The following is a 23,937-nucleotide window of genomic DNA, read 5'->3' on the forward strand; positions in this document are numbered from 1 at the left end:
GCATCGGGTCCGCGCTCAGCAGCAGCGGAAGCCCGCGGTGTTGCCGACGCCGAAGCGGGCGTTCTCCCGGTTGCGGAAGAACTCCACCTCGGTCATCGGCGCCTGGTCCGGATGGGTGCGGCGGACATGCTCGGCATAGGCCGCGTAGTCCCCCTGCCCCACCATCAGCCGGGCGCCGTCGCAGACGCATTTGGACAGCGTCCGGAGGCGATCCCGCAGGTTCGACGGCTGCCGCATGGCCCTCCCCCTACTCCGCCGGGACCATGTGGGGCTCGGTCTCCAGGGCGGTCCAGCGATCCGCGCGCCACGCCTTCAGGCAGGCGGCGATGCCGAAGCCCGCGATGGCGACGACGAGGCCGATGAACAGGGCCGCCAGCACCGCGTCGATCCGGTCGTTGAGGATGATCTGGCTCATCTGGTCGGCGTTCTTGGCCGGGGCCAGGATCTTGCCCTCCGCGGCGGCGGCCGCGTAGCGCTGGGCGTGCGCCAGGAAGCCGATCTTCGGATCGGCGGAGAAGATCTTCTGCCAGCCGGCCGTGAGGGTGCAGATGCACAGCCACGCGGTCGGGATGATGGTCACGAACGCGTAGCGCTCGCGCTTCATCTTGAAGATCACCACCGTGCAGAGCGTCAGCGCCACCGCGGCCAGCATCTGGTTCGAGATGCCGAAGAGCGGCCACAGGGTGTTGATGCCGCCGAGCGGGTCGGTCACCCCCTGGTAGAGGAAGTAGCCCCAGGCCCCCACCGAGATGGCGGTGGCCGCGATGCTCGGCCCCCACGACGTGGTGTTCTTGAACGACGGCACCGCCAGCGCGACCAGATCCTGCACCATGAACCGGCAGGCGCGGGTGCCCGCGTCCACGGCCGTGAGGATGAACAGCGCCTCGAACAGGATCGCGAAATGGTACCAGAAGGCCATCATCGCCTTGCCGCCGATGGCCGACGAGATGATGTGGGCCATGCCCACCGCGAGCGTCGGGGCGCCGCCGGCGCGGGAGATGATCGTGTGCTCGCCGACATCGGCGGCGGTCTGGGTGATCACCTCCGGGGTGGTGGCGAAGCCGAGCTTGGTCACCGCGGCGGCGGCGGTCTCGGGCGTGGTGCCGAGCAGGGCGGCGGGCGAGTTCATGGTGAAGTAGACGCCGGGGTCGATCACGCAGGCCGAGACCAGCGCCATGATCGCCACGAAGGATTCCATCAGCATGCCGCCGTAGCCGATGAAGCGGGCATCGGCCTCGCTGGCGATCAGCTTCGGGGTGGTGCCCGACGAGATCAGGGCGTGGAAGCCCGAGACCGCGCCGCACGCGATGGTGATGAACAGGAACGGGAACAGGCTGCCCGCCCAGACCGGACCGGTGCCGTCGACGAACTTGGTGACCGCCGGCATCTGCATGTGCGGCGCCACGACGGCGATGCCGAGGGCGAGGCCCACGATGGTGCCGATCTTGAGGAAGGTCGACAGGTAGTCGCGCGGGGCGAGGAGCAGCCAGACCGGCAGGATCGAGGCGACGAAGCCGTAGCCGATCAGCATCCAGCAGAGCTGCGGGCCCGTGAAGGTGAAGGCCGGTCCCCAGACCGGGCTCGCCGCCACCGAGCCGCCGGCCACGATCGCCAGCATCAGCAGGACGAAGCCCAGGATTGAGACCTCGCCGATCTTGCCGGGCCGGATATAGCGGGAATAGACGCCCATCAGCATGGCGATCGGGATCGTCGACATCACCGTGAAGGTGCCCCAGGGGCTCTCGGCGAGCGCCTTGACCACGATGAGGGCCAGCACGGCCAGCAGGATCACCATGATCAGGAAGGTGCCGAACAGCGCGATGATGCCGGGAATCGTCCCGAGCTCGGCCCGGATCAGCTCGCCGAGCGACCGGCCGTCCCGGCGCATCGACACGAACAGGACCATGAAGTCCTGCACGGCGCCGGCGAGGACCACGCCGGCCAGGATCCAGAGCATGCCGGGCAGGTAGCCCATCTGGGCGGCGAGCACCGGGCCGACCAGCGGGCCCGCGCCCGCGATCGCCGCGAAGTGGTGGCCGAACAGGACGCCGCGGTTGGTGGGGACGTAATCGAGACCGTCATTGTGCCGCACGGCCGGCGTCATGCGCTTCGGGTCGAGGCGCATCACCTTGTCGGCGATGAACTGGGAATAGTAGCGGTAGGCGATCAGGTAGACGCAGACCGCCGCGACCACGACCCAGAGGGCGTTGATGGTCTCGCCCCGCTGGCTCGCCACGATCGCCAGCGCCGCGGCGCCGAGGGCGCCCACGAGGGCCCATGGCCCATGCCTGCCGAGCGCCGTACCCATGTCCCACTCCCTGACCGACCGCCTCGCGCACGGGGCCACGCGCGGGGGCTCCGGCTGGGACTTCGTGGTCCCGGGCTACACGGGCGGGTTATCCTATTGGTCCGCCGTTGACGCAAGCGATCCGAGCTGTGATGCAGCGTCGGCGGCGGCACGACGCCCAATGTGTCACATCGGGTCTCCGGCACGGCCCCGACCCCCTTCACGGCCAGGCTGCCGAGCTCCGTCGCCGCCCGCCGTCGGAGAAGGAAGGGCGCCGGCGCGGTCCGGGCCTGCGAGGAGCGGACAACCATGGCGAAGGTCGCATTCCTGGGTCTCGGCGTGATGGGCGGGCCGATGGCCGGCCACCTCGCCAAGAAGGGTGGCCACGACGTCACCGTCTACAACCGCACCACGCCGAAGGCGGAAGCCTGGGTGAAGACCTATGGCGGTGCCTTCGCCCCCACGCCCCGACAGGCCGCCGAGGGCGCCGAGATCGTCTTCGCCTGCGTGGGCAACGACGACGACCTGCGCAGCGTCGTGCTGGGCGACGACGGGGCGCTCGCCGGCATGACGCCGGGCGCGGTCTTCGTGGACCACACCACCGCCTCCGCCGAGGTGGCCCGGGAACTGGCCGCGGCCGCGGAGGCCAAGGGGCTCGGCTTCATCGACGCGCCGGTCTCCGGCGGCCAGGCCGGCGCCGAGAACGGCGTGCTGACCGTGATGTGCGGCGGCGACGCGGCGACCTACGCCAAGGTCGAGGGCGCGATCGGGTCCTTCGCCCGGGCCTGCCGGCTGATGGGCCCGGCGGGCGCCGGCCAGCTCACCAAGATGGTCAACCAGATCTGCATCGCCGGCCTCGTCCAGGGCCTCTCCGAGGGCGTCCACTTCGCCAAGCGCGCCGGCCTCGACGTGGAAGCGGTGCTCGACGTGATCTCCAAGGGCGCCGCCGGCTCCTGGCAGATGGAGAACCGCGGCAAGACCATGAATGCGGGCAAGTTCGACTTCGGCTTCGCGGTCGACTGGATGCGCAAGGATCTCGGCATCCTGCTGGACGAGGCCCGCCGCAACGGCGCCAAGCTGCCGGTCTCGGCGCTGGTGGACCAGTTCTACGCCGAGGTTCAGGCCATGGGCGGCAACCGCTGGGACACGTCGAGCCTCGTGGCCCGGCTGGAGCGCTGAGGGCGGCAGCTCCCCTCGCGGTCCGGAGGGGTCGGAAACGGCCCCGTGTACCCCCTCCCTCGCCCCGTCGCGGGAGAGGGTGTCGGGCGAGGACAGCGTCGGTGCAGAAGATTCTGCCCCGCGTGCAGGCCCTGCCTTCTCCGGAAGCCGGGCTCCCTCACCCGCACGGGCAGGGAGCCCGCGGGAAGCCTCACAGCGCCGCCGCGGCCTCCTCCGGATCCATCCAGCGCCAGTCCTCCCCCATCTGGTGGCGGAACCACGTGAACTGGCGCTTGGCGTAGGCCCGGGTGTCCGCCTGCCCCCGGACGATTGCCTCCTCGAGTCCGATCACCCCCTCGAGATGCGCGATCAGGCCCGGCACGCCGTGGGCGCGCATCACCGGCAGCAGCGGGTCGAGGGTTCGCCTGTGCAGGCCGGCGACCTCGTCCAGCGCCCCTTCGGCGATCATGGTCCGGAAGCGGGCGTCGATGCGGGCGCGCAACACCGCGCGGTCGGGGGCCAGGAAGATTTTTTCGAGGGCCCACCCGGCGAGCGGCCCGGGTATCGGATCGCCGTAGAAGCTCGCGATCGGCCGGCCGGTGGCGAGAAAAATCTCCAGGGCCCGCATCACCCGCATCCGGTCGCTCGGGCGCAGGCGGGCGGCGCCCTCGGGATCGTGGCGAGCGAGGTCGGCGTGCAGCGCCTCGGTGGGACGGCCCTCGGCCTCCGCCCGCACCTGCGCGCGCACGGCCTCGGGCACCGGCGGCAGCTCCGAAAACCCCTGCTCCAGCGCCCGGAAGTACAGGCCCGTGCCGCCGACGAAGACCGGCCTTTGCCCGCCGAGCGTCGTCAGCAGCGCCGCCACATCCCGTGAAAAATGCCCCACGGAATAGTTCACGGCGCCGTCGACATGCCCGTAGAGCCGGTGGGGCACCCGTGCCTCCTCGTCCGGGTCGGGCCGGGCGGTGAGGCGCCGCAGGTCGCCGTAGACCTGCATGGAATCGGTGTTGATCACCACGCCGCCGTGACGCTCCGCCAGCCGGGCGGCCAGCGCCGACTTGCCCGACGCGGTGGGCCCTGCGATGAGGATCGCCGCCGGGCGCCCCCCGGCTTCCTCCCGGTCTGGCGGCAAGGTGAAACTCCACGATGCTGGTCGCGGTCCTGATAGCAAACCCGGATCGGCCGTCCATCACCGATGCGGTGCTGGCCGAGGCCCGCGCGGTGCTGCGGACGGAGCACCAGCCCCGGATCCTGCACGGCGCGGTGGCGGCCGAGCTGCTCGTCCCGGGCGAGCCCGCCGCCGCGGCGTCCCTCACCGACGCGCTGCGGACGGCCCTCGCCGGTGAACCCATCGACCTCGCCGTGCTCCCCGCCGACGCGCACCGGCGCAAGCGCCTGTTCCTGGCCGACATGGATTCCACCATGATCGAGCAGGAATGCATCGACGAGCTCGCCGGAACGCTCGGCCTCAAGGATCATGTCGCGACGATCACCGAGCGGGCGATGCGCGGGGAGATCGCCTTCGAGCCGGCGCTGCGCGAGCGCGTGGCGCTCCTGAAGGACATCCCGGTCGGTGCGGTCGACGGGCTGATCGCCGAGCACCTGACCCTGACCCCGGGCGGCCGCACCCTGGTGCGGACGATGCGGGCGCACGGCGCCCACACCTGCCTGGTCTCGGGCGGCTTCACCCTGTTCACCGGCCCGATCGCGGCGATGATCGGCTTCGATGAGCACCGGTCCAACCTGTTGGGCGTGGCGGACGGACGGCTCACCGGCTTCGTGGAGGATCCGATCGTCGGGAAGGCCGAGAAGCGCGCGGCGCTGATCGAACTCCGTGAGGCGCTGTCCCTCGGCCCTGCGGAGACGCTGGCGGTGGGCGACGGGGCCAACGATCTCGACATGCTGACCGAGGCCGGCCTCGGCGTGGCGTTCCGCGCGAAGCCCGCGGTCGCCGCCGCGGCGCGGGTCCGGGTCGAGCACGGCGACCTCACCGCGCTCCTGTACCTGCAGGGCTATGCGGCAGCGGAGTTCGTGGGGTGAGCCCTCACTGAAGGGTTCGGGTCGGGGCGCGGACCGCGCCTGGAACGGCCGGGGCCTGAACGCCGGTCGCACCGACCCGCCGGCGCACCGGCTCGACCTTCGCGCAGGCGACGGCGCCCATCGTGGCCGCGATGTCAGAGCGTGTCGATACGCGGAGCTTCTCGATCTCCGGCCGGTTCGCGAGCCGCAGCGCCTCGCGGCACCGGCGTGCCGCGCCGCGGCACCACGGGTGTCCTGAACGCAGGAAGGCCGCCGCTCCTCGCGAAGCGACGGCCTTCGATCTCGCGTGGGACAGCGCTCAGTCCAGCCCGACGGCCACAAAACGGACGTCGCCGGTGGCGCTCGCCACCAGCAGCAGCACCGACTTGCGCCCATCCTTCTTCAGGGCGTCGATCCGCTTGGTCACCTCCGCCGGGGTGCTCACCGCCTCCTGGCCCACCTCGACGATCACCTCGCCGGGCTGGATCCGCTTGTCGGCCGCCGTCGAGTTCGGGTCGACCCGGGTGACGACCACGCCCTTCACGGTGTCCTTGATGGAGAACTTCTTGCGCAGCTCGTCGGTCATGCCGGAGAGGTTGAGGCCCAGCGCCTGCCGGGTGGCGCTCTCGGGCTCCGGCTGGCGCAGGTTGGCGAGCTGCGGCTTGTCGCTGTCCTCCAGGCGGCCGAGGGTGACGGGCTTCGTCACCTCCTCGCCCTTGCGGACCACGACCACGTCGACCTTCTGACCCACGGGGGTCGAGGCCACGATCCGCGGCAGGTCGCCGGAGGCCTTCACCGGCGCACCGTTGAACTTCAGGATCACGTCGCCGACCTCGATCCCGGCGGTCTTGGCCGGACCCTTCTCGTCGACGCCGGCCACCAGGGCGCCCCGCGCCCCGCCCTTGAGGTTGAGCGCCTCGGCGGTGGTGTCGTCGACGTTCTGGATGCGGACGCCGAGCCAGCCGCGGCGGACCTCGCCGAAATCGCGGAGCTGATCGATCACGGGCTTGGCCGTACCCGACGGGACCGCGAAACCGATGCCCACCGAGCCGCCGGTCGGCGACAGGATCGCCGTGTTGATGCCGATCACCTCGCCGTCCATGTTGAACAGCGGACCGCCCGAATTGCCCTTGTTGATGGCCGCGTCGGTCTGAATGTAGTTGTCGTAAGGTCCGGACTCGATGTTGCGGCCCCGGGCCGAGACGATGCCGGCCGAGACCGAGCCGCCGAGGCCGAACGGATTGCCGATGGCGATGACCCAGTCGCCCGGGCGCATCTTGTCCGAATCGCCGAACGGCACCGCCTTCAGCGGGTGATCGGCCGGGGGCTTCACCCGCAGGACCGCGAGATCGATCTTCGAATCCTTGCCGACGATCTCGGCCTTGAGCTTGGTGCCGTCGTGCAGGATGACCTGGATGTCGTTGGCGTCGCCGATGACGTGGTTGTTCGTCACCACGAGGCCGGCGGCGTCGATGATGAAGCCGGAGCCCAGGGAATTGGACTTGCGCTGCGCGCGCGGCGCCTCGCCGTCACCACCGCCGCCGCCGCCGCGGCCTCCGCGCCGGTTGAAGAACTCCTCGAACAGGTCCTCGAACGGGGTGCCCGGGGGGACCTGCGGCATGGCGCGGCCGCCGCGGGCCTCCACGGTGGTGGAGGCGGAGATGTTGACCACCGCGTCGGTGACCTGCTCGGCGAGATCCGCGAGCGAGGCCGGCCCCTTGGCGAGGGCGGGAACCGGCAGGGCGGCCGCGGCTACGGAGGCGCCGATCAGGATCGAGGCCATCAGCGCGCGGGCGCGGGAACGGGGCTGCGCGGTGGCGCGGCCGAAGGGCGCCACGGGGGCGCTCGCGACGGGGTGCATGGTCGACCTCTTCAAGAACGCGTTTCCGGCGCCGCGGGCCTCGACCGATGATCGGGGGCCCGCGGGTTTTCCTGCAAGGTAGTCTCCGGACGCCGGGGCGCCAACTCGCATCCCGATCAGCGTGCCGTCCCGGCCGCGGACCCGGTGGTGGACCCGGTGGCGGCGCTCGGATCGGCCGGTCCGCGCGGCCCGCGGGCCGCCGGGGCCGGGGGCCGGCCCTGCGGGTCGCTGAAGTACCGGAAGAAGTCCGAAGTCGGGCTGATCACCAGACGGGTGTCGGGTCCCTTCAGCCCGCTCTCGTAGGCCTGCATCGAGCGGTAGAAGCTGAAGAAGTCCGCATCCTTGCCGAACGCCTCGGCGAGGATGCGGTTCTTGTCCGCGTCACCCTGTCCGCGCAGCTGCTCGGAGGTCTGCGTCGCGTCGGCGAGGATCACCGTGACCTCGCGGTCGGCCTTGGCGCGGATCGTGGCGGCGATCTGGTCGCCGTTGGCGCGGATGTCGGCGGCCTCGCGCTCGCGCTCGGTTTTCATCCGCCGGTAGACGGCGGCCGAGTTCTGCGCGGGCAGATCGACGCGGGTCATGCGCAGGTCGACGATCTCGATGCCCAGCGCCTTGGCCTGCCGGTTCACGTCCTCCTGGATCTGGTGCATCAGCTGGCCGCGGTCGGTCTTCACGATGGCGTCGCGGGTCGAGCGGGCGAGCACGTTGCGCAGGCCGGAATTGGTGAAGCTCGCGAGCCGCTGGTTGGCGAGCCCGATATTGCCCACCGCCTGGTAGAAGCGGAGCGGGTCGAGGATCCGGTAGCGGGCGAAGGCGTCCACCTCCAGGTTCTGCCGGTCGGCGGTGAGCACCGTCTGCACCGGCAGGTCGAGGTCGAGCACGCGCTTGTCGAACAGGACCACGTTCTCCATGAACGGGATCTTGAAGTACAGGCCGGGCTTCTCCTCGCCGGTGGCGTTGAGGACGGCGCGGACGCGGCCGAACTGCAGGACCAGGGCCTGCTGCATCTGGCCGACGGTGAAGATCGACGCGTAGAGGCCGATCGCGACGATCGCCGCGATCGCGATCAGGCCGGTGCGGAGAGCCTGCTTCATCGGGCGGCTCCCGTCTGGGTCTGGGCGCGGGCGCCGAACTCCGAGAGCGGCAGCACCGGCAGCACGCCGGCGGCGGTCGCCGCCCCGGGCTGCGTCCCGTTCTGGTCGATGATCACCTTGTTCACGGACCCCAGTACCTTTTCCATCGTCTCCAGGAAGATCCGCTCGCGGCTGATCGCCGGGGCGGCCTTGTAGGAGGCGTAGACCTCGCTGAAGCGGGCCGCCTGGCCGGTGGCGTCGGCGGTCGCCTTGGTCCGGTAGGCCTCGGCCTGCTGGACGATCTGGGACGCCTTGCCGCGGGCCTGCGGCACTTCGCGGCTCGCGTAGGTCTTGGCCTCGTTCTGCGCCGTATCGGCGTCCTGCTGGGCCGCGTTCACGTCGATGAAGGCGGGGCGCACCTCCGGCGGCGGGTTGACCGAGACGAGCTGCACCACCTCGATGCGCACGCCGGCGCCGTACTCGTCGAGCGCCTTCTGGACCATCTCCTTCACCTCCTGGGCGATGCTCGACTGCTCGTTGGTGAGGATCGCCTGGATGTTGCGGCGGCCGATCACCTCGCGCATCGCGCTCTCGGAGATCGCCTTGATGGTGCCTTCCGGGTTCTGGAGGTTGAACACGAAGTCGGAGGCCTTCAGCGGGTTGACCCGCCACTGCACCTCGAAATCGAGATCGACGATGTTCTCGTCGCCGGTGAGCATCAGGCTCTCGTCCGGCACGTCGCGGGTGCGGCCCTGGCCGTTCGGACCGGCGCGGAAACCGATCTGGATCGAGTTCTGGGAGCCGACATCCGGCTTCACCACCCCGCCGATCGGATAGGGGAAGTTGTAGCGCAGGCCCTCGCCCTTGGTGCCGACATAGCGGCCGAAGATCGTCTCGATGCCGACCTGACGGGGGTAGACGGTGTAGAAGCCGGTGGCGAGCCAGATCGCGACGGCGAGCACGGCGATCACCGCCGCGCTGCGGCCGCCGCCGACGCCCTGCGCGCCGCCGCCCCCGTAGCCGCCCGAGCCGCCACCGCCGCCCGGGATCAGACCGCGCAGGCGGTCCTGCCCGCGCCGGAGCAGGTCCTCAAGATTCGGCGGCGTCTTGCCGCCGCCGCCGCCACCACCCCAGGGACCGCCGCCGTTGCCGCCGGGCCGGCCCCACGGGCCCCCGCCGCCGCTCTGATTGCTCCAAGGCATCCTAGACGTCGTCTCCTGCCTGTCCGCGCCCGGCCCATACCCCGGCCGGCGCCCCCTGCCTGAACGGCCACGCTCGCCCGCCTAGTCCCGGCCATCCGGATCGATCGCGAGGCGACCGCATCCGGCCTCAAGCCTTAAGAGCCTGCACGCACGCATCTTCCCGCAGGATGCGCAGGCCCAGCGTGAGCACGCGCACCCGACAGGCACCTGCGGGCGCGCGCCCCGTGCTGTCAAGGCTGGCAGGTGGGCATGCGCGGCATGGAACGCAATTGCGGCGGCGCGCCTCAGCGGACGCGCTCCCAATCGACGAACGCGAAGGCGTGCTCGTCCCGGGGTCCCGCCGGATGCGCCTCGCGGAACGTCTCCCGGAAGCGACCGCGGTCGAAGGCCGGGAAGCGCACGTCGCCCTCGGGCTCGGCCTCGACCTCGGTGAGATGGAGCCGGTCGGCCTGCGGGAGCGCGAGCGCATAGATCTCGGCCCCGCCCACCACCATCAGCTCCGCCCCGGCGGCGGCCGCCAGCGCGGAGGGCCAGTCATGGACGGTCTCGACCCCCTCGGCGCGGAAGCCGGCATCCCGGGTGAGCACCAGGGTGCGACGCCCCGGCAGGGGCCTGCCGATCGAATCCCAGGTCCGCCGGCCCATCAGCATCGGCTTGCCCATGGTCAGGGCCTTGAAGCGCTTCAGGTCGCTGGAGAGATGCCAGGCGAGGCCGTTGTCGCGGCCGATCACGCCGTTGCGGGCGACCGCGGCGACCAGGGAGACGATCGGGCTCATACCGCCACCGGGGCCGCGATGGCCGGGTGCGGCTCGTAGCCCGCAATGGCGATGTCCTCGTACCGGAAGGCGAAGAGGTCGCGGACCTCCGGGTTGAGCCGCAGCTGCGGCAGCGGGCGCGGGGTCCGGCCCAGCAGGGTCCGGGTCTGCTCCAGGTGGTTCCGGTAGAGATGCGCGTCGCCGAAGGTGTGGACGAAGTCGCCGACCCCGAGGCCGGCCACCTGGGCGATCATGTGGGTCAGCAGGGCGTAGCTCGCGATGTTGAAGGGTTTGCTCACATCGACCGAATTTGCGGAAAACGCTATCACTTTGGGACCTCACCGCATGAGAGCCGACTGCACTCGGTAGCTAAGGACAGAGCCATACGTCACTTTGCCGCACGGCCTACCGAATAGGTGGCAGATCGGGCGAAGTCCATGACGGGTGCGGCCTCCTTCGCGTTAAGGAGCATCGTAGCCTAACGATACAGTGCTCGTCGAAAATTGGGACCTCATAGCCTTTCAAGCGCTACGCTCATGAGGGACACCAACGACCTGATTGCGGCTGCGCCTCTCAAGACAGGGGCCGGCTTTAAAATCGCCGGCGCGCCGTGCGGCTATAAGATGACATTCTTTTTGAAGGCGCGAGCGCCCGAGAGCCGGCAACCACTCCTGAAGCTGGTCCACAAAGAACTGTTATAAAGCCCCTCAAGCTCTTTAGGATCCTGCAGCACCTTTTGCATACTCGCAGCGGTTTGGTGACGCGCTCAGCAGGTGCGGCTTCGTCTTTCAGCCCTCCCGCAAGGGCGCAACGGGCAAGCGGTCCTTCAGAGCACGCTTCAGCGGCTGGTTGGGCGAGATCTTGAATAGAAATCCACAACTCAAGAATCTAATTTATGCAGCAAACAACCTCGAAACGATTTGGATTAAAACTTGGCTCAACCATTTCTTAGCCTCTGGAAGAGAATAATGAAGCAATCAGCAATTCCTATAAATTAATACATTCTCGAAACACGCGGATCGCGGACTTTCAATGTCGCGGGGCCGGTTCATGCTGCGACCCTTATCACTCGCACAACACACGTTGTTTGCCGAGCTGCTGGAGCAAGGCTGCGAGGACCTATTCGATGCACAATTTCCCGAAAACGGGACCTTTCTGGTCCGCCGGAAGACAAACCGCGCAGGGGCGATCCGCAGCTACGCGTACTATCACGGCTACCGTCCAGCTACAGACGCACAAGACAGAGGGACGCGTTATAGCTACTATATCGGTCCGGCCGACGACCCGGCAATCGGCGAGCAAATCGCGCGTTTCAACCGGATTAAAGCCGTTCGCGCTGAGCGGAGTAGCACTGTTGGCGCCTTGATCGGTGCAGGCATGCCCCGACCCCAGGCAAACATTGGCCGCACAATTGAGGGACTGGCCAGAGCCGGCTACTTTCCCTCCCGAGCGGTTCTGATAGGTCTTGCAGCTTACCAAACCTATAGCGGTGTTCTCGGTGTCCGGTTGTCCAAAATCTTGGGCGCGACGGGCGACGAAAACGTCCTTATGGTTCATCATGGCGGCGATGGACCTACACCTGGGCCGATGGCGACGCTGGGACCGCGCAGTGTTGCAGCGCAGCCCACGCGCCTCCTGGACTTCCTGATAGCTAAGCCCGTGCGATCAATCGTCCTGCACGGCCCCGGTATTGCCGTTACCGTTCCCTCCCCCGAGCGCTATGCGGTGCACGCGCTGATTGTGCATGGGCTTCAGGGTATTGGTACGGACGGTCAGGTTCGAACAACGAGGGACCTGGACCGGGCCACTGAACTCGTCGAGGCTCTCGGCATGGTTGGCCGCGACCGAGCCCTCGTTCAGGTGTTCGCGGAAGCGTGGGAGCGTGAGCCGACTTGGCGCGTACACCTATCGGAATCCGTCAGCGGATTGCCCGGAACCGTGGGCACGACACTCAAGGCGCATGCAACGAAGCTGAGTGAGCGGTCGCCGGTGCCGGCATCGTCGCGGCCGCGTATCGTCTCACACGAGCCCTGACGTCAGGCGATATCGCCGGCAAGACAGGTCGACCCGTGCGGGCGCGCCCTCGACCGGGCAGACGCTTCCGGAAGACTTGCGTGAATCGCTGCAGCGGCCGCACAATCGTTCTCAATGCACTTCGGTTCTCACCGGAAGACATAAGCCCACGAGACTCTACTACCCTTCCCGACCATCATTTGGCACATTCCCGATGACGAAATGCTCTGGCTCTCCACCAAATCGGCCCATCCCCTCTAAGGGCGCGTCGCTGCAGGCAGTTGTTGTGACTTTGCCTGGCAGAGCGCCGATTTGCCGGTCTTCGACGGCAACGAGCATGGAGGCGCCATGCTTGGGGGACGGTTTGGCCTCGGACATCACCACGCCGAGACACGCCGAAGTCGAGGGGGTGTCGGGCGAAGCCGAGCACGTGCTCGCAGAGCAGGTCGACAGGCATCCCTCGGCCGCTATCCCCAAGATCCCGGGCGACGATTCTGGCCGGAACAGCGCACCGACGTCCGCCTCAATTGTCGCGCTTCCGACGTTTGCCTCCCCCAAGGAGCGCGGCAGGCTCGTTCGCCACCGGATGAACGCTGCGGCGCGACCAATTCTTGAGAGCTTTGCAAGCCGTCGCGGCATACCGCTTGAGCGCCTACGAAAGGCGATCAACGGTCCGATCCCGCTCACACATCCCGCGATCGCACGCCAATTGGGGGGCGCGCTCCACTCGGAGGAGATGCGGGGCGTGATTGACGCCAAGGCCGATCCCGCACTCGTGCCGCTGAATATCCATGCGGGCGTCGCCAAGATGATGGCGCAGGACTTCTCCGATCCGCCGCCCCTCGTCATGCGAGAGGCATTTCCGGACTGGAACAAACCTCTCGCTCCGCGCGGGCGCCAACTGCAGGCCTGGCGCCCCGGAAACGCGGCGGATTGGCTCAAGCGCTTCCCGCCGAACGGGTACTTGCTCCATCCGATTGACACCTGGGATGGGGTTACGGCCGCGCTTTGGCTGAACGATCGCGACGCCATCCCCTTGGGCCTGCCGTGCGAGGGCGAGCTCGTCGGGGCGGTCGTGGCGTTCAAGCCGCAAGGTCCCTGGAAACCATCCCTCGAGGTATTGCACACGCTCCATGAACTCGAACTCGAGGAGCTGACCTACCGCGTGTTCGTAGAGCGACTGCGTCGAGAGGTGAGCCCGTTCTACGTGAGCGAGCGGAGGATCCACGTTCGGAAGGCCGTCGAGCTGGTCACGTTCGGGTACCAGACGCTCCAAGAAGCGCGCCGATCCGTGCGCGAACATGATCTCCGGCGCGTCGCGTACTTCGATCGTGTGTTCGACGATAATAACGAGTGGATCAACGATCTCTGCCGCCAGATCATCGCCGCATACGCATGGCCCGTCGGCTTTTCTGAGCCGGAACTCTGGTCCGACTTCCCAGAGCTGGACGATGCGCCGCGGTGACGGGCCGCCCCGCCACGATCCCATTCGGCTCACTCCGATCCTGAAACCATCGTCCGCACGCCGAGACCGGCCACGGCTAAGGGCGACGAAGTTCTTCTCGGGCCTCCGCGAGATTGCGGCCGTACTTTGATCATCCTTATCAAGAGCTGTCGATGAACATCTTGCATGCCGGTCATCTCGACCGCAGTTTTCTGATGGGAGGGAAGTTGGACCGCTTCCGGGCGGAGCCCTCGCGCGGTCGATCGCCCCACGCGGATACGTTCGAACCGTACCGGTCTTTCTACCACCGGGCGGGGATGATGTCCGCGCTCAGCAACGGCGTCGTAAGCCCGCTGGACCGTTCGCCACCTGGCGAGCAGGTCGTCTCGCATCGCGGCCAGGACGGCCGTATGTACGACTCGATTCTCAGAGCCGAGCTCGAAGATGACGCGCAGCGTCTCGCCAAACTTGTCGTGGTCATGAAGGCCTTTTCGGACGCGACGGTCGAGATGATGCGCCTGCGTGCGCCAGAGGATCCGCACGAACCGAACCCCGAGCACCACGTCGAAGGAATCCTCTTTGCCATTCTGCAGGCTTTGCAGACCGGCGCGACCCTCGTCCTAGCGGATTGCGACCGGCAAGTCCTTGTGGAGCTGATGCACTGTGTCATCGAGAACGGCATAGCCTTGCCATTCTGCATCCCCGATCTCCGGAAAGTGAGAACGTCCGATAGCAAGACCTCGGGCGCCATCGCGAACCTGGAGCCAGGCGATCACAGCGACCTAAACGCCATACGTGAGGATCCGGTGATGCGAACGTATCGTCGCCGTCTCAGCCGGCTGCCGGAGAGCCGTATGGTCAACGTCGGCACACTGCTGAAGACGGCCCTGGAGGAAGCACGAAGGTCCAGCCCTCGCCTCTGGGAGGCGCCGACGAACATCACGCTGACGTCGACATGGGTCAGGACCATCGACACCGTCGATCTCGAAACTGTGAGAGTCGATCCGTTCCGATGGACCGACCGAAAACCCTTGAAGCCGAAGATGCACATCATCGTGCTGTCCGGCTCACGAAGTCTAAGCTGACGACACGACGCGCGATCCGATCATGACCGGTGTGCGACAGCCGGTGATTGTGGTGGAACGTTCCTTGAACTCACCTGTTTGTCTTGTCAATCCTCGCTCAGGTTCGCGCTCGAACATAAGATCAGCGCTTTCGAAGATTAATGGCGCCCAAATTTCTCAGCATGACTCATAGATTACTTCCATAAAGTTATTTTATTCGATTGCATATCGTGTCGATCTGAAATCCCTTGAAGGACATCGAGCCATGAGCAACAACCGAGACGCTTACGACGATCATGAGGAGGCTTGGCCGTTCGAGGAAGTCCTTAAGGCCGGCCGTGAAGGCGCGCGTGCGCAGCAGCAACGCTTTCAGGAATACGTCGCCGAAAACAATCCCGTATTGGCTGCCGCGCTCGCGGCGGAAGCGGTGCGGTTCGACATCGTCTCGCGTACGGTCATCGAACCGACGATGCGTGAATTCGCAGACGAGGCGACGCAGCGCGGCTGGCACGTCTCCGTGGTCCGTGAAGACGATCTGGACCGGCTGGCCATGTTCGCCACCCCGGGGATCCGCTTCTACTGCAGCCGCCAGCCATCCCGCAGGGTGGCCGGCGACATGATCTGGCCGCCCTGCTTCGTCGGCTTCTACGGGAGTGCGCAGAGCCTAGCCGTGGCAACGCACGTGGAGCTGTCTCAGCTCATCGAAGGGGCTGTCCCCTCCTACGAGCCGCTGCTCCAATATCCGGAGGTCACGAGTGAGGCCATCCGCGCGGTGCTCGTCGCCTTCCTCGGCGACCTGGCGCGCATCGGCTGAGGAGCCAAGCGCCTCACAGCTCGGCTGGCGAAGTTGCGCTCCACCAATCCACAAGCCTGGACGTAGCCCTGAAAGCACAGTTCACCGGCCACAGGGGGGCCGGCGAACCGGGGCCTGACCGAGCTTGCGTGAATCGCTGCAGTAACGGCACAATTCGAGGCCTTCCCAGCCGTCGTCGAGCCGGGAATTCGCAAACTGATCCGTGTATCCTGCACAAGGGGAGACTCTCATGTCGACGAAATCTCGACATCCTGCAATGGAGAAAGGTTGTACGAGGGTTCAGATCGAAGCCTTCGAGCGCATCGCCACCGGCGACGATCGAGGTCATGCACCCGCAACGCTCGCGGCGCTCGAGAGGCGTGGCTTGATCACGCTGCACGAGACGCTCTTGCCGGGCGAGTTCGCCGTGCGGGTGAAGATACCCGTCGTACCCCTCCCGGTTCACTACGCGTGGTGCGCTTGGTGTGCCGACCAGCCTGATCCGAACTGAGGCGGCCATACGTCCGCTCAGTCCCAGCACGGGTACGTACAAGAAGAGAGAGCTCTGCCACCATGAAGATCGTGCTGGGCGGTCAACTAGACCGTGTATACGCGAATGCCCGTGCTCGTACCTCAGGCGATGCGGCAAGCCCCGCGAACGACAACGCTGATGGCGCTCAGTACGAGGAAGACCGGCTCCACTTCCATCGTGCCGGAACGCTGGCCGCCCTGAGCGAGACTGTCGTAGCCACCCCGGACTGGTACCCCCTCGACGATAAAGATGAGAACGCCCGAATTGGCGATCGTATGGATCCGAGCTTCGCACCCGGCATGTCGCTCACGAAGAGCGCTTGGGCGGACCTGTACGACGATGCCGCCGGGCTGGTGAAGGCCGTGGACTTCCTGGGGAGCTACTCCGAACGGTCCCAAGCGACCTTGGAAAAGATCGACACGCCGGACGCTTGGGTCGAGGATGACAGTCCGCGCAGCCTGGAGCGGGCCAGCATTGGTGCCGCGCATGCCTATCTCACGGAACTCCTGCTACAGCCGGTCCTGGCCTGGCAGGTCGGCGCCGTCCTCGTCATCGGCGAAGCCGACTGCCACCTGCTGGCAGACGTCGCCAAGTTCCTGGTCGAAGGAGGCCGTCCTCGACCCTTTCCCATCCCCGACCTGCGCGCCGTCGTACGGCCGGACGGGGCACTCGTCCCGGGAAAGCTACCCAATCTCGGGTTCGACGAACTTGCTGGCGTCGCGGCAGGACGGGAGGATCCCAGCGTTCAAGCTTACGCGCGTCAGCTGCAATCGATCGTCGCGGCACCGGAGGTAGTCGGTGTTCCTGCGCGCCTTGAGGCGGCGCTTGCGGCGAACCGTCCGGCAGGGTCGCGTCAAAAGGGAGCGGACAACGACATCATGGTCGTCATCGAGCATGCAGAGATTCTTGGCAACGCCGACCTGCGCGTCATGCCGCGCTCGAAGGCTTCGGTCCGCTATGTGCGGCGGCAGTTTGCCCCGATTGGGCTCCGCACCCTCGTCCTCATCGCAGATCCGTAAGACCTCGGCCCTCAAGCTGTACGTAGATCGGCCTTGAAGCGGACCGGCTGGTTCGGCGCTCAGCTGGCCGCCAATCTCACCGCGCTGGGCCCTCGCAAGATGGACTAGGGTCAGATCTCGCAGAGGCTCAATGGCGTCCCCGACATCCCGTGGTGGCTCGCCCATCCATACCCCGCCGCGACCGCCGCGATGGATCACCTGGCGAGCATCCTGGGTCACGCCCGAGCGCGGCGCGTGGAGAACTGCCTGCTGGCCGGCGACAGCAACAACGGCAAGAGCACGATCCTGGGGACGTTCATGGCGCATCACGGGACGCCGCCCGGACTGCGCGACGACGAGGGACGGCCGGGCGACCGACCGATGTCGGTCGTGCTCATCGAGATGCCGCGCGACAACAACGAGGCCGCGTTCTGGGAGGCGATCCTGGAGAGCATGCGCTGCGCGCCGCCGCGACGAAGCGAGAACCTGATGCGTTACACCTGCGCGATCATGGATCAACTGCAGGTGCGCATGCTGATGATCGACGAGGTGCACAACATCACGCGCTTGGCCCAGCGCGACCGGTTGTTGCTGGTCAAAAGCTTGAGTGCCCACGCGTCTCGAGCACTTCGAATCAGCGCACCGCCGTCCCGCGGAATAGAGCAATCCGGAGGGCGGCCCGCGCCACAAGCTACCCTTAGCCCGGCAAGACCGCGGGTGGCCGGCGTTCAGGGAGCGTGCGGAGCCGGAACTTGGCGCTGTCCGTCTCGCGCTTGAAGGAGAACCGCAGCTGTTCCAAGCCTGCCCGCCCCCAAGTCCAATCCTTGCCGCAGGATCCGAGCAGCCACGCGTGAGACAGGCGCTCCGGAAGCATTTCGTCGGTACAGGGGACGATGACGGTGTGAGGGAACTCGGGCGACAACAACTTCACAGCCACTAGTTCGCCCTCCTAAGTCGTTGCAGAACGTCTAGAAATCGGCCACACCCAGCATGGCAGCCAATCCCAGAGGGAAAATACCATTCCTTATAGGAAAGGCAAGATAGTTTTCTGGCCCTGCAACGGTCTTTGGCAAACTGTCCCGATCGGGATTTTGGACCGGGCCGTTTGCGACGCTACTGCATGGTGGCTGTGCCCGTACCCGCTGATGTCGTGGCCGCCGCTGCCAGAACCGCTTCTACCGTCTGAATAATCCTCCAAAACGGCAAGACGGAAGGTTTTGATAAGGTCAGAATCTGCTGGCTTCGATGACGAGTGGGGGTATGCCACCCGGCGACCCGACGCGCCACGCTTAGGGCCGGCTGTCGTGGTCGAACCCAACCTCGCGGCATGGGCCCTCCCGCCAGGCCGCTAATGATCGATCGCAGCGGCCATGGCCGCTGATCTACACTACAACCGCCGCAGCGGCAGGGTCCAAGCGAGCACAGCGTTCACTACAGCGAAGGCTGCGATGGCCAGAAAAGCGGCGGAAAAGCTATTGGCGATGTCGGCCTCTGCCACGGCGCGTTGTGCCTCGGGCAAGCTCGCCAGGACGGTGGGGCCGTGTCGCACCGCATCCGCGAACGCATCGGCGATCCCGCCTCTTCGGCCCAGCGTCACGAACAGCACCCCGATTGCGATGGTGACGCCGACCGCCGAGCCGACTGAGCGCGACAATTGCACGGATGCCGACGCAGCCCCCAGCATAGCGGGTGGGGCTTGGGACTGCATCGTGATCTGAGCGACCGGCATTGCCGAACCCTGGAACACGGCCACGAGCGCCAGCATCGCCGGCAGGCCCCACGGGCCGAGCACCGCGCCGGCGTGCCCCGCCCCAAACGCCACGACGAGCAAGCCCAACGCTGCCGCCGTCTGTCCCACCGAAGGGAAGATGGCGACGCGCCCGGTGCGCGAGACCAGTCGCCCCGTGATTAGCGAGCCCAGCCCGACCGTCGTCGTCAGTGGCAGCATCATCAGGCCGATCTGACCGGCCGAGGCGCCATCCACGGCACGCAGATGGATCGGCAGGATCGTCGCTTCGCTGACCATCAATGCGCCAGAGCAAGCGGCCATGGCGTTCGCCCGCCACATGGCCGGGCGCCGGAGCAAGTCCAATGGAAACAGCGGCTGCCTCGCCCGCCGCTCTTGCCGCCCCAGCAACACGAGGCAGACCAGGGACAGCCCGATCTCGCCCAGCGCGCAGAACAGTGTGGTGGGCTCGACGCGTTGAAATTCCTCCAGCGCCAAGAGCAGCGGCACCACCGACCCGGCGAACAGAAGCAGGCCCGGCCAATCGAACCTGCCACGGTCGCCGCTGCCGTGACGTCCGGGTAGCCGCATCGCCAGAAGCATGGCCAGCAGCCCGAGCGGCAGGTTCACCAGGAACACCGAAGGCCATCCGAAGGCCTGCGTCAGAGCCCCGCCCGCCACCGGCCCGAAAGTGGATGAAGTCACGATAACCGCGGCCATGACGCCTTGAGCCCGGCCGAGCTGGTGGCGCGGTACGTTCTCGGCCAGCAGCGCCTGGCTCAGCACCATCAGGCCGCCGCCGCCGAAACCTTGCAGCACACGCGCGCCGGCCAGCGATAAGATGCCCGGCGCCGAGGCGCAGAGCACAGACGCCGCGATAAACAGCGCCAAAGCCGTCACCAGGAGGCGGCGCCGCCCGAGGGCGTCTCCGAGCCGGCCGTAGACAGGCGCCGCCACAGTGCTGGCAACCAGGTAGGACACGACCACCCAGGATACCCGCTCCACGTCGCCGAACGCACCGGCCATGGCAGGCAGCGCTGCTGTGACGATGGTGCCGTCCACCACGGCGAGGAAGGTTGGAAGCAGGATGGGCGGGAACACCCGCCGCAGAGGTAGGTTCATCGGCGCCATTCTTAGATCGGGCCCACTACGATGGGTATGGCAGGCTGAAACGGTCGGAGGAAACCGGTACACGGGCGTGGCGGGTGGCGATATCGTGCCCCTGCTCGCCACGAGCATGCGACGGCATCGCGCTCTGCCGCATATGCGTTCCACCCAGTCCTGTGAACCCGAGAGCCCGAGAGAAGTAAGGGTGGCCGGGCGTCTGCCTGATCGGCGCGAACAAGTGCCTCCGGCTGCGCCTCGCGTAAAACGGAACCGAGAAATCACGGGTCTCAGCTTCAAGAGCCCTGAGCAGGTCGCCGACACAGCCGGAGCAGCGGCTGGGACGTCGCGCGGCGCCCGCATCGGGATCGTGGCTTAGCCCCGCCTATGCCCTTTGAACCTGGCTTGACCCTGCCAGGCTTTGCCTTCGCGCGGCCCGTTGCGGCGGCTTGGAGGAGGCTCACGAGGATCCCCCGGACGCTCCAGCCGTAGCACCGGCTCGATCAGTCCCTCGCGGCTCGATAGCTCCAGATCATTCCGTCCCTCTCACGAGGAAATCAGCGAAATCCAAACTGCACCTGGGGTGAGGCCCGGTACAGGATGCGGCCGAACCGCGTGTGCCCGCCCGGTGTCAGAACAGCCCATGAGAAACGACAGACGCGCGTTCGGAATGCCGCCCTGCACCTGGATCTCTCGGCCTCGCCGCACCGAGGCTAAAATCTGTCTCATCAGACGAGCGAATCGAACATTCAGCGGAACCAATCGAAATTCCTTCGCTACGCGCTCGATTTTTTTAGCCGAATACTAGCCAGCATCGATCTTTACCCATGTTGTCGAGGAACACCTCACGATCGCATGGATTCCTGCGAGCGTGACGCGACCCGGACATGCTGATTACTTTCTAGGGTAGACAATAATTGAAAGATACGTCATTGGGGTTTTGACCAATTTCGCAGGTCCATGCAGAGCTCCTGAATCGAATAAGAGCGAGTCTCCGGGCGCAAGATGGTAATCTTGATTGGCGTGTCGGTACACCACCTCTCCAGTCAGCATATAGATGAACTCTACGCCTGCGTGGCGGAAGCTAGTGTAGGCCTCAGCGTCTTGTTTCAACGTAATCAAATAGGGCTCGATGACGAGTTCACCCCGCAAACTAGCGCCAAGCAATTCGTAGACGTGCCCGACTTTCGTTCCGCTACGCTCAATGACGACACCCTGATTGCGCTTGACGTAGGAGCAATCTCGATTTTCCTCAAAGGCCGAGAACAAAGCCGTGATGGGTACGTTTAGCGCGCTGGCGATCGCGCTGATCGACGAAAGCGACGGAGATATTTGCCCATTCTCCATCTTGGAAACCATGCCAGGCGATATGCCGGCGGCCGTGCCCAGATCGGCCACTGAAAGATCACGCTCACGCCGAAGTAAACGAATTTGATGGCCTAGAGCCTTCTCGAGAGTCCGTCTCTCATCGGTAGGCGCGTTGGACGCGGTGTTCAGCATGTGGTTAGTTGGTCCAGTGCACGAAATTGAAGCGACGCCCGAGAGTACCACTAGGCCGCGAAACCATAAAGTTCGCGGTTAGCCGCCGTTGAGTGCGAGCCTGACACTGGCCAGGAAGCTGCCGGGATCTGTCTGGTAGCGCGCGGCGGCGACGCGCAAACGTTTGATTTTTCTGAGCAATAATCTTGTGAGGCGCAGGGCTCGCGCCTAAACAGATTGATGCGGAACGTACGTGAGGTTGACGGTCGACCTCAGGTTGGCCCACGCACTCTGCTCAGGCATCTAAGCACAAAGCGCAAGAGGCTGTCCGAGAGGTCAAGCTGAGCAGGGCGCCTAACGAAGATCAGGACCACTGCGGCGTAGAGGAAGGCTGCGAAGGAGGCGAGCGCTGCCCCCGGCCCCTTTCAGAGGCGTCGGTTGCGGCTGATCCAGGCGAAGAAGCACTCGATCACTTACCTACGCGGATATACGGTGAAGCCGACCTGTCCGGGTGGCCTTTGCACGATCTCAACGGCCATGTTCGTGGCTGTCGCAACCCTGTCACCCACATAGCCGGCGAGAGCAGACATCGCGGCAACGAACGGAAAGATCCGGCGCGACAGGCGCAGCACCGGCATGACTCCATCCCAATCCCGGAGGTCAGGCAGCTGCGGATTGAGGTCGAGCGGGCCCGTCCATATTCAGTCAATTCAACTGCACCGCCGCGGCCGACGGGACGGACGAACGTACTCGTCCGACGACGCCAGGGTCCATTGACGCCCTGCGCCTCGAGCTCGGTGGCACGTCACGTGTGCAGCTGATTGAGGGCCGCAAAACCAAGGCTGCGCCCGGCGCGGTCTGGGGCAGACTATCTCGGAGCAAACAACGGGGCGCCGTCGCGCCCCAGCAATGAGCAACATGCCGGGATCGGTGCCTCACGACGCACCTCGGCCGCGCGATCGTTCCTTGTAAGAACCGTCAATTCCCTCTAAGAAATATAAAGCCGGTTTCATCCTCTTGCTCGCTGGTAGGTTCGGGGAGGTTGCCCACAGGAGCGATTTCAATCTGCACTCGTTGGCATTCCGGGGAGTAGCCGAGCCGTTGAGAGACTCAATGAAACACCATGGGAGTAGTAGCAGAGTGACGACCTTGGTGGACGGACTCTCGGATTGCCGCAACAGACGGCGATTTGGTTACGGCACGAGGTGCTCCTAACTCCGGCCCCCCCGAACGTGTCAGCTAAGAAGAGAACCAGCATGTCGGTCAATCAAGAAGGCACCCAGATTGAAGGCGAGCACGCGGACATGCTGCGAGATGCGCTATCAGGACTGACGAGCCGACCGAAATCCATTCCAGGAAAGTATCTTTGGGATGATATTGGATCCGACCTCTATGATCGGATCTGTCACTATAATGACTACTATCCTAGCCGGCAGGAACTGAGTTTATTAGCCGCTATAAAGTCAGATATATCGGACCGCATCGGCCCAAGCGCGACTGTTGTGGAATTTGGTAGCGGCGCTAGCCGTAAAATCCGCACCCTTTTGGACGCCCTGATCCAGCCACACACCTACGTTGCAATCGATATTTCTCGCGAATACCTAAATGCGGCAATTCAACAGCTCAAGTTTGACTATCCAGCCATTCAAATGATTCCGGTTTGCGCCGATTACACTGAAACCGTGCATGTGCCGCTGAACCTATCTGGACGTGCAGTTCTGGGATTCTACCCCGGCCCCAGCATTGGAAATTTTCGCCCCGACGACGCGAGAATTTTTCTCGAGCACGCAAGAACGACGCTCGGCTCAAGTCTCTTTCTTATCGGTACAGATGGAACCCGGGATGCCGCGCGACTAAAACAAGCCTATGCTGGTGCGGACGGCTTGATGGCAGCCTTTCACCTGAACGTGCTCGCACGTTTGAATCGCGAGTGCGACGCTGATTTCGATGTCGAGAATTTCGATCACACCATCCGGCTATTCCGCCATCCCGATCGAGTAGAGGCGCACCTCGTGGCACGCGCATCAGCAGAATATCATCTTGGTGCCCAGTCGATACCGTTTGAAGCGGGGGACAGCATCCTTACGGATACCTCCTATAAATACACCCCAGAGGATTTCCACGCCCTTGCTTCGAGCGCAGGCTGGAAGGTCCGTGAATTCTGGCAGGATGATATTGGAAGCTCGTGCCTGCATCTACTTGAATGCTAGCTGATGTGAGCTTGTGAGAAGCGGGACTGGGATTGTGACGGAACATGATCGCATTCTCAGCCTTTTAGGTGAGGCAGAGCTTTTGGACCAGATTGCGGATACCTTCACAAGGGCGGGCGCAACGAACGTCGTTGAAGGCAGGCGGGATTCTGCTCGTAACCTCCAGCGCGTAGCCCGCGATCACCGCATTAGAGCTATGCTGGCTCGTGCGCGCGCTGC

General features: G+C 65.7%; 19 protein-coding genes and 2 pseudogenes. 10 read left to right on the top strand and 11 right to left on the bottom strand.

The window, feature by feature from the left end; genetic code table 11:
- Positions 1 to 15: 15 nt before the first annotated feature.
- Both ABC766_RS15870 and ABC766_RS15875 read right to left on the bottom strand, forming a co-directional pair.
- Positions 16 to 237, bottom strand: a complete 222-nt coding sequence (locus ABC766_RS15870; protein ID WP_043354884.1) for a YbdD/YjiX family protein — start codon at positions 235 to 237, stop codon at positions 16 to 18.
- A 10-nt stretch (positions 238 to 247) separates the two neighbouring features.
- Positions 248 to 2,308, bottom strand: coding sequence for a carbon starvation CstA family protein (locus ABC766_RS15875; RefSeq protein WP_043379307.1), 2,061 nt, complete (start codon positions 2,306 to 2,308; stop codon positions 248 to 250).
- A gap of 288 nt (positions 2,309 to 2,596) precedes the next feature.
- On the opposite strand from ABC766_RS15875, the gene ABC766_RS15880 reads away from it, so the two are divergent.
- Positions 2,597 to 3,466: an NAD(P)-dependent oxidoreductase gene (locus tag ABC766_RS15880; protein ID WP_043354879.1), complete on the top strand. Its 870-nt coding sequence runs from the start codon at positions 2,597 to 2,599 to the stop codon at positions 3,464 to 3,466.
- Positions 3,467 to 3,656: 190 nt separating this feature from the next.
- On the opposite strand, the gene miaA is transcribed toward ABC766_RS15880, so the two are convergent.
- Positions 3,657 to 4,577: a tRNA (adenosine(37)-N6)-dimethylallyltransferase MiaA gene (gene miaA, locus ABC766_RS15885; RefSeq protein WP_279901183.1), complete on the bottom strand. Its 921-nt coding sequence runs from the start codon at positions 4,575 to 4,577 to the stop codon at positions 3,657 to 3,659.
- A gap of 14 nt (positions 4,578 to 4,591) precedes the next feature.
- Between miaA and serB the strand changes: the two genes are divergently transcribed.
- Complete coding sequence (gene serB, locus ABC766_RS15890) at positions 4,592 to 5,485, top strand: phosphoserine phosphatase SerB (protein WP_075381093.1); 894 nt, start codon at positions 4,592 to 4,594, stop codon at positions 5,483 to 5,485.
- 298 nt (positions 5,486 to 5,783) lie between these two features.
- On the opposite strand, the gene ABC766_RS15895 is transcribed toward serB, so the two are convergent.
- The 5 genes and pseudogenes from ABC766_RS15895 to thyA all read right to left on the bottom strand — a co-directional run.
- On the bottom strand, positions 5,784 to 7,325 hold the full coding sequence (locus ABC766_RS15895) for a DegQ family serine endoprotease (RefSeq protein WP_043354872.1): 1,542 nt from the start codon (positions 7,323 to 7,325) through the stop codon (positions 5,784 to 5,786).
- Positions 7,326 to 7,441: 116 nt separating this feature from the next.
- Positions 7,442 to 8,419, bottom strand: coding sequence for a protease modulator HflC (gene hflC, locus ABC766_RS15900; protein ID WP_075381092.1), 978 nt, complete (start codon positions 8,417 to 8,419; stop codon positions 7,442 to 7,444).
- Positions 8,416 to 9,600, bottom strand: coding sequence for an FtsH protease activity modulator HflK (gene hflK / locus ABC766_RS15905; protein WP_043348254.1), 1,185 nt, complete (start codon positions 9,598 to 9,600; stop codon positions 8,416 to 8,418). Before hflK ends, hflC begins: the two co-directional genes overlap by 4 nt.
- Before the next feature lie 284 nt (positions 9,601 to 9,884).
- Positions 9,885 to 10,376: a dihydrofolate reductase gene (locus tag ABC766_RS15910; RefSeq protein WP_043348252.1), complete on the bottom strand. Its 492-nt coding sequence runs from the start codon at positions 10,374 to 10,376 to the stop codon at positions 9,885 to 9,887.
- Positions 10,373 to 10,645: pseudogene (gene thyA / locus ABC766_RS15915) on the bottom strand (thymidylate synthase); the annotation flags it as partial. The pseudogene thyA and the gene ABC766_RS15910, both read right to left, overlap by 4 nt.
- A 793-nt stretch (positions 10,646 to 11,438) precedes the next feature.
- Here thyA and ABC766_RS15920 point away from each other — a divergent pair.
- From ABC766_RS15920 to ABC766_RS15950, 7 genes are all read left to right on the top strand, one after another.
- Positions 11,439 to 12,389 (top strand): GSU2403 family nucleotidyltransferase fold protein, encoded by a 951-nt coding sequence (locus ABC766_RS15920; protein ID WP_345818899.1) that lies wholly within the window; start codon positions 11,439 to 11,441, stop codon positions 12,387 to 12,389.
- Between the two features lie 343 nt (positions 12,390 to 12,732).
- Positions 12,733 to 13,833 carry a hypothetical protein gene (locus ABC766_RS15925; RefSeq protein ID WP_345818901.1) on the top strand — a complete coding sequence of 367 codons (1,101 nt, stop codon included), beginning with the start codon at positions 12,733 to 12,735 and terminating at the stop codon, positions 13,831 to 13,833.
- A gap of 152 nt (positions 13,834 to 13,985) precedes the next feature.
- On the top strand, positions 13,986 to 14,897 hold the full coding sequence (locus ABC766_RS15930) for a hypothetical protein (RefSeq protein ID WP_345818903.1): 912 nt from the start codon (positions 13,986 to 13,988) through the stop codon (positions 14,895 to 14,897).
- 244 nt (positions 14,898 to 15,141) lie between these two features.
- Entirely contained in the window at positions 15,142 to 15,690 is a 549-nt protein-coding gene (locus ABC766_RS15935) for a hypothetical protein (RefSeq protein WP_345818904.1), read from the top strand.
- A 229-nt stretch (positions 15,691 to 15,919) separates the two neighbouring features.
- Positions 15,920 to 16,180 carry a hypothetical protein gene (locus tag ABC766_RS15940; protein WP_345818907.1) on the top strand — a complete coding sequence of 87 codons (261 nt, stop codon included), beginning with the start codon at positions 15,920 to 15,922 and terminating at the stop codon, positions 16,178 to 16,180.
- A 62-nt stretch (positions 16,181 to 16,242) separates the two neighbouring features.
- The gene (locus ABC766_RS15945) at positions 16,243 to 17,220 is read left to right on the top strand and encodes a hypothetical protein (protein WP_345818909.1); all 978 of its coding nucleotides are present in this window, start codon (positions 16,243 to 16,245) and stop codon (positions 17,218 to 17,220) included.
- Positions 17,221 to 17,364: 144 nt separating this feature from the next.
- Entirely contained in the window at positions 17,365 to 17,976 is a 612-nt protein-coding gene (locus tag ABC766_RS15950) for a TniB family NTP-binding protein (protein WP_345822774.1), read from the top strand.
- Positions 17,977 to 18,586: 610 nt separating this feature from the next.
- On the opposite strand, the gene ABC766_RS15955 is transcribed toward ABC766_RS15950, so the two are convergent.
- The 3 genes and pseudogenes from ABC766_RS15955 to ABC766_RS15965 all read right to left on the bottom strand — a co-directional run.
- Entirely contained in the window at positions 18,587 to 20,056 is a 1,470-nt protein-coding gene (locus ABC766_RS15955; protein WP_345818911.1) for an MFS transporter, read from the bottom strand.
- An 867-nt stretch (positions 20,057 to 20,923) separates the two neighbouring features.
- Positions 20,924 to 21,529, bottom strand: a complete 606-nt coding sequence (locus ABC766_RS15960; protein WP_345818912.1) for an XRE family transcriptional regulator — start codon at positions 21,527 to 21,529, stop codon at positions 20,924 to 20,926.
- Positions 21,530 to 21,858: 329 nt separating this feature from the next.
- Positions 21,859 to 22,194, bottom strand: a pseudogene (locus tag ABC766_RS15965) (IS5/IS1182 family transposase); the annotation flags it as partial.
- A 570-nt stretch (positions 22,195 to 22,764) separates the two neighbouring features.
- Here ABC766_RS15965 and egtD point away from each other — a divergent pair.
- Positions 22,765 to 23,718, top strand: a complete 954-nt coding sequence (gene egtD, locus ABC766_RS15970; protein ID WP_345818914.1) for an L-histidine N(alpha)-methyltransferase — start codon at positions 22,765 to 22,767, stop codon at positions 23,716 to 23,718.
- Positions 23,719 to 23,937 lie beyond the last annotated feature (219 nt).

The sequence above is a fragment of the Methylobacterium fujisawaense genome, assembly GCF_039619325.1.
Lineage (GTDB): Bacteria > Pseudomonadota > Alphaproteobacteria > Rhizobiales > Beijerinckiaceae > Methylobacterium > Methylobacterium fujisawaense.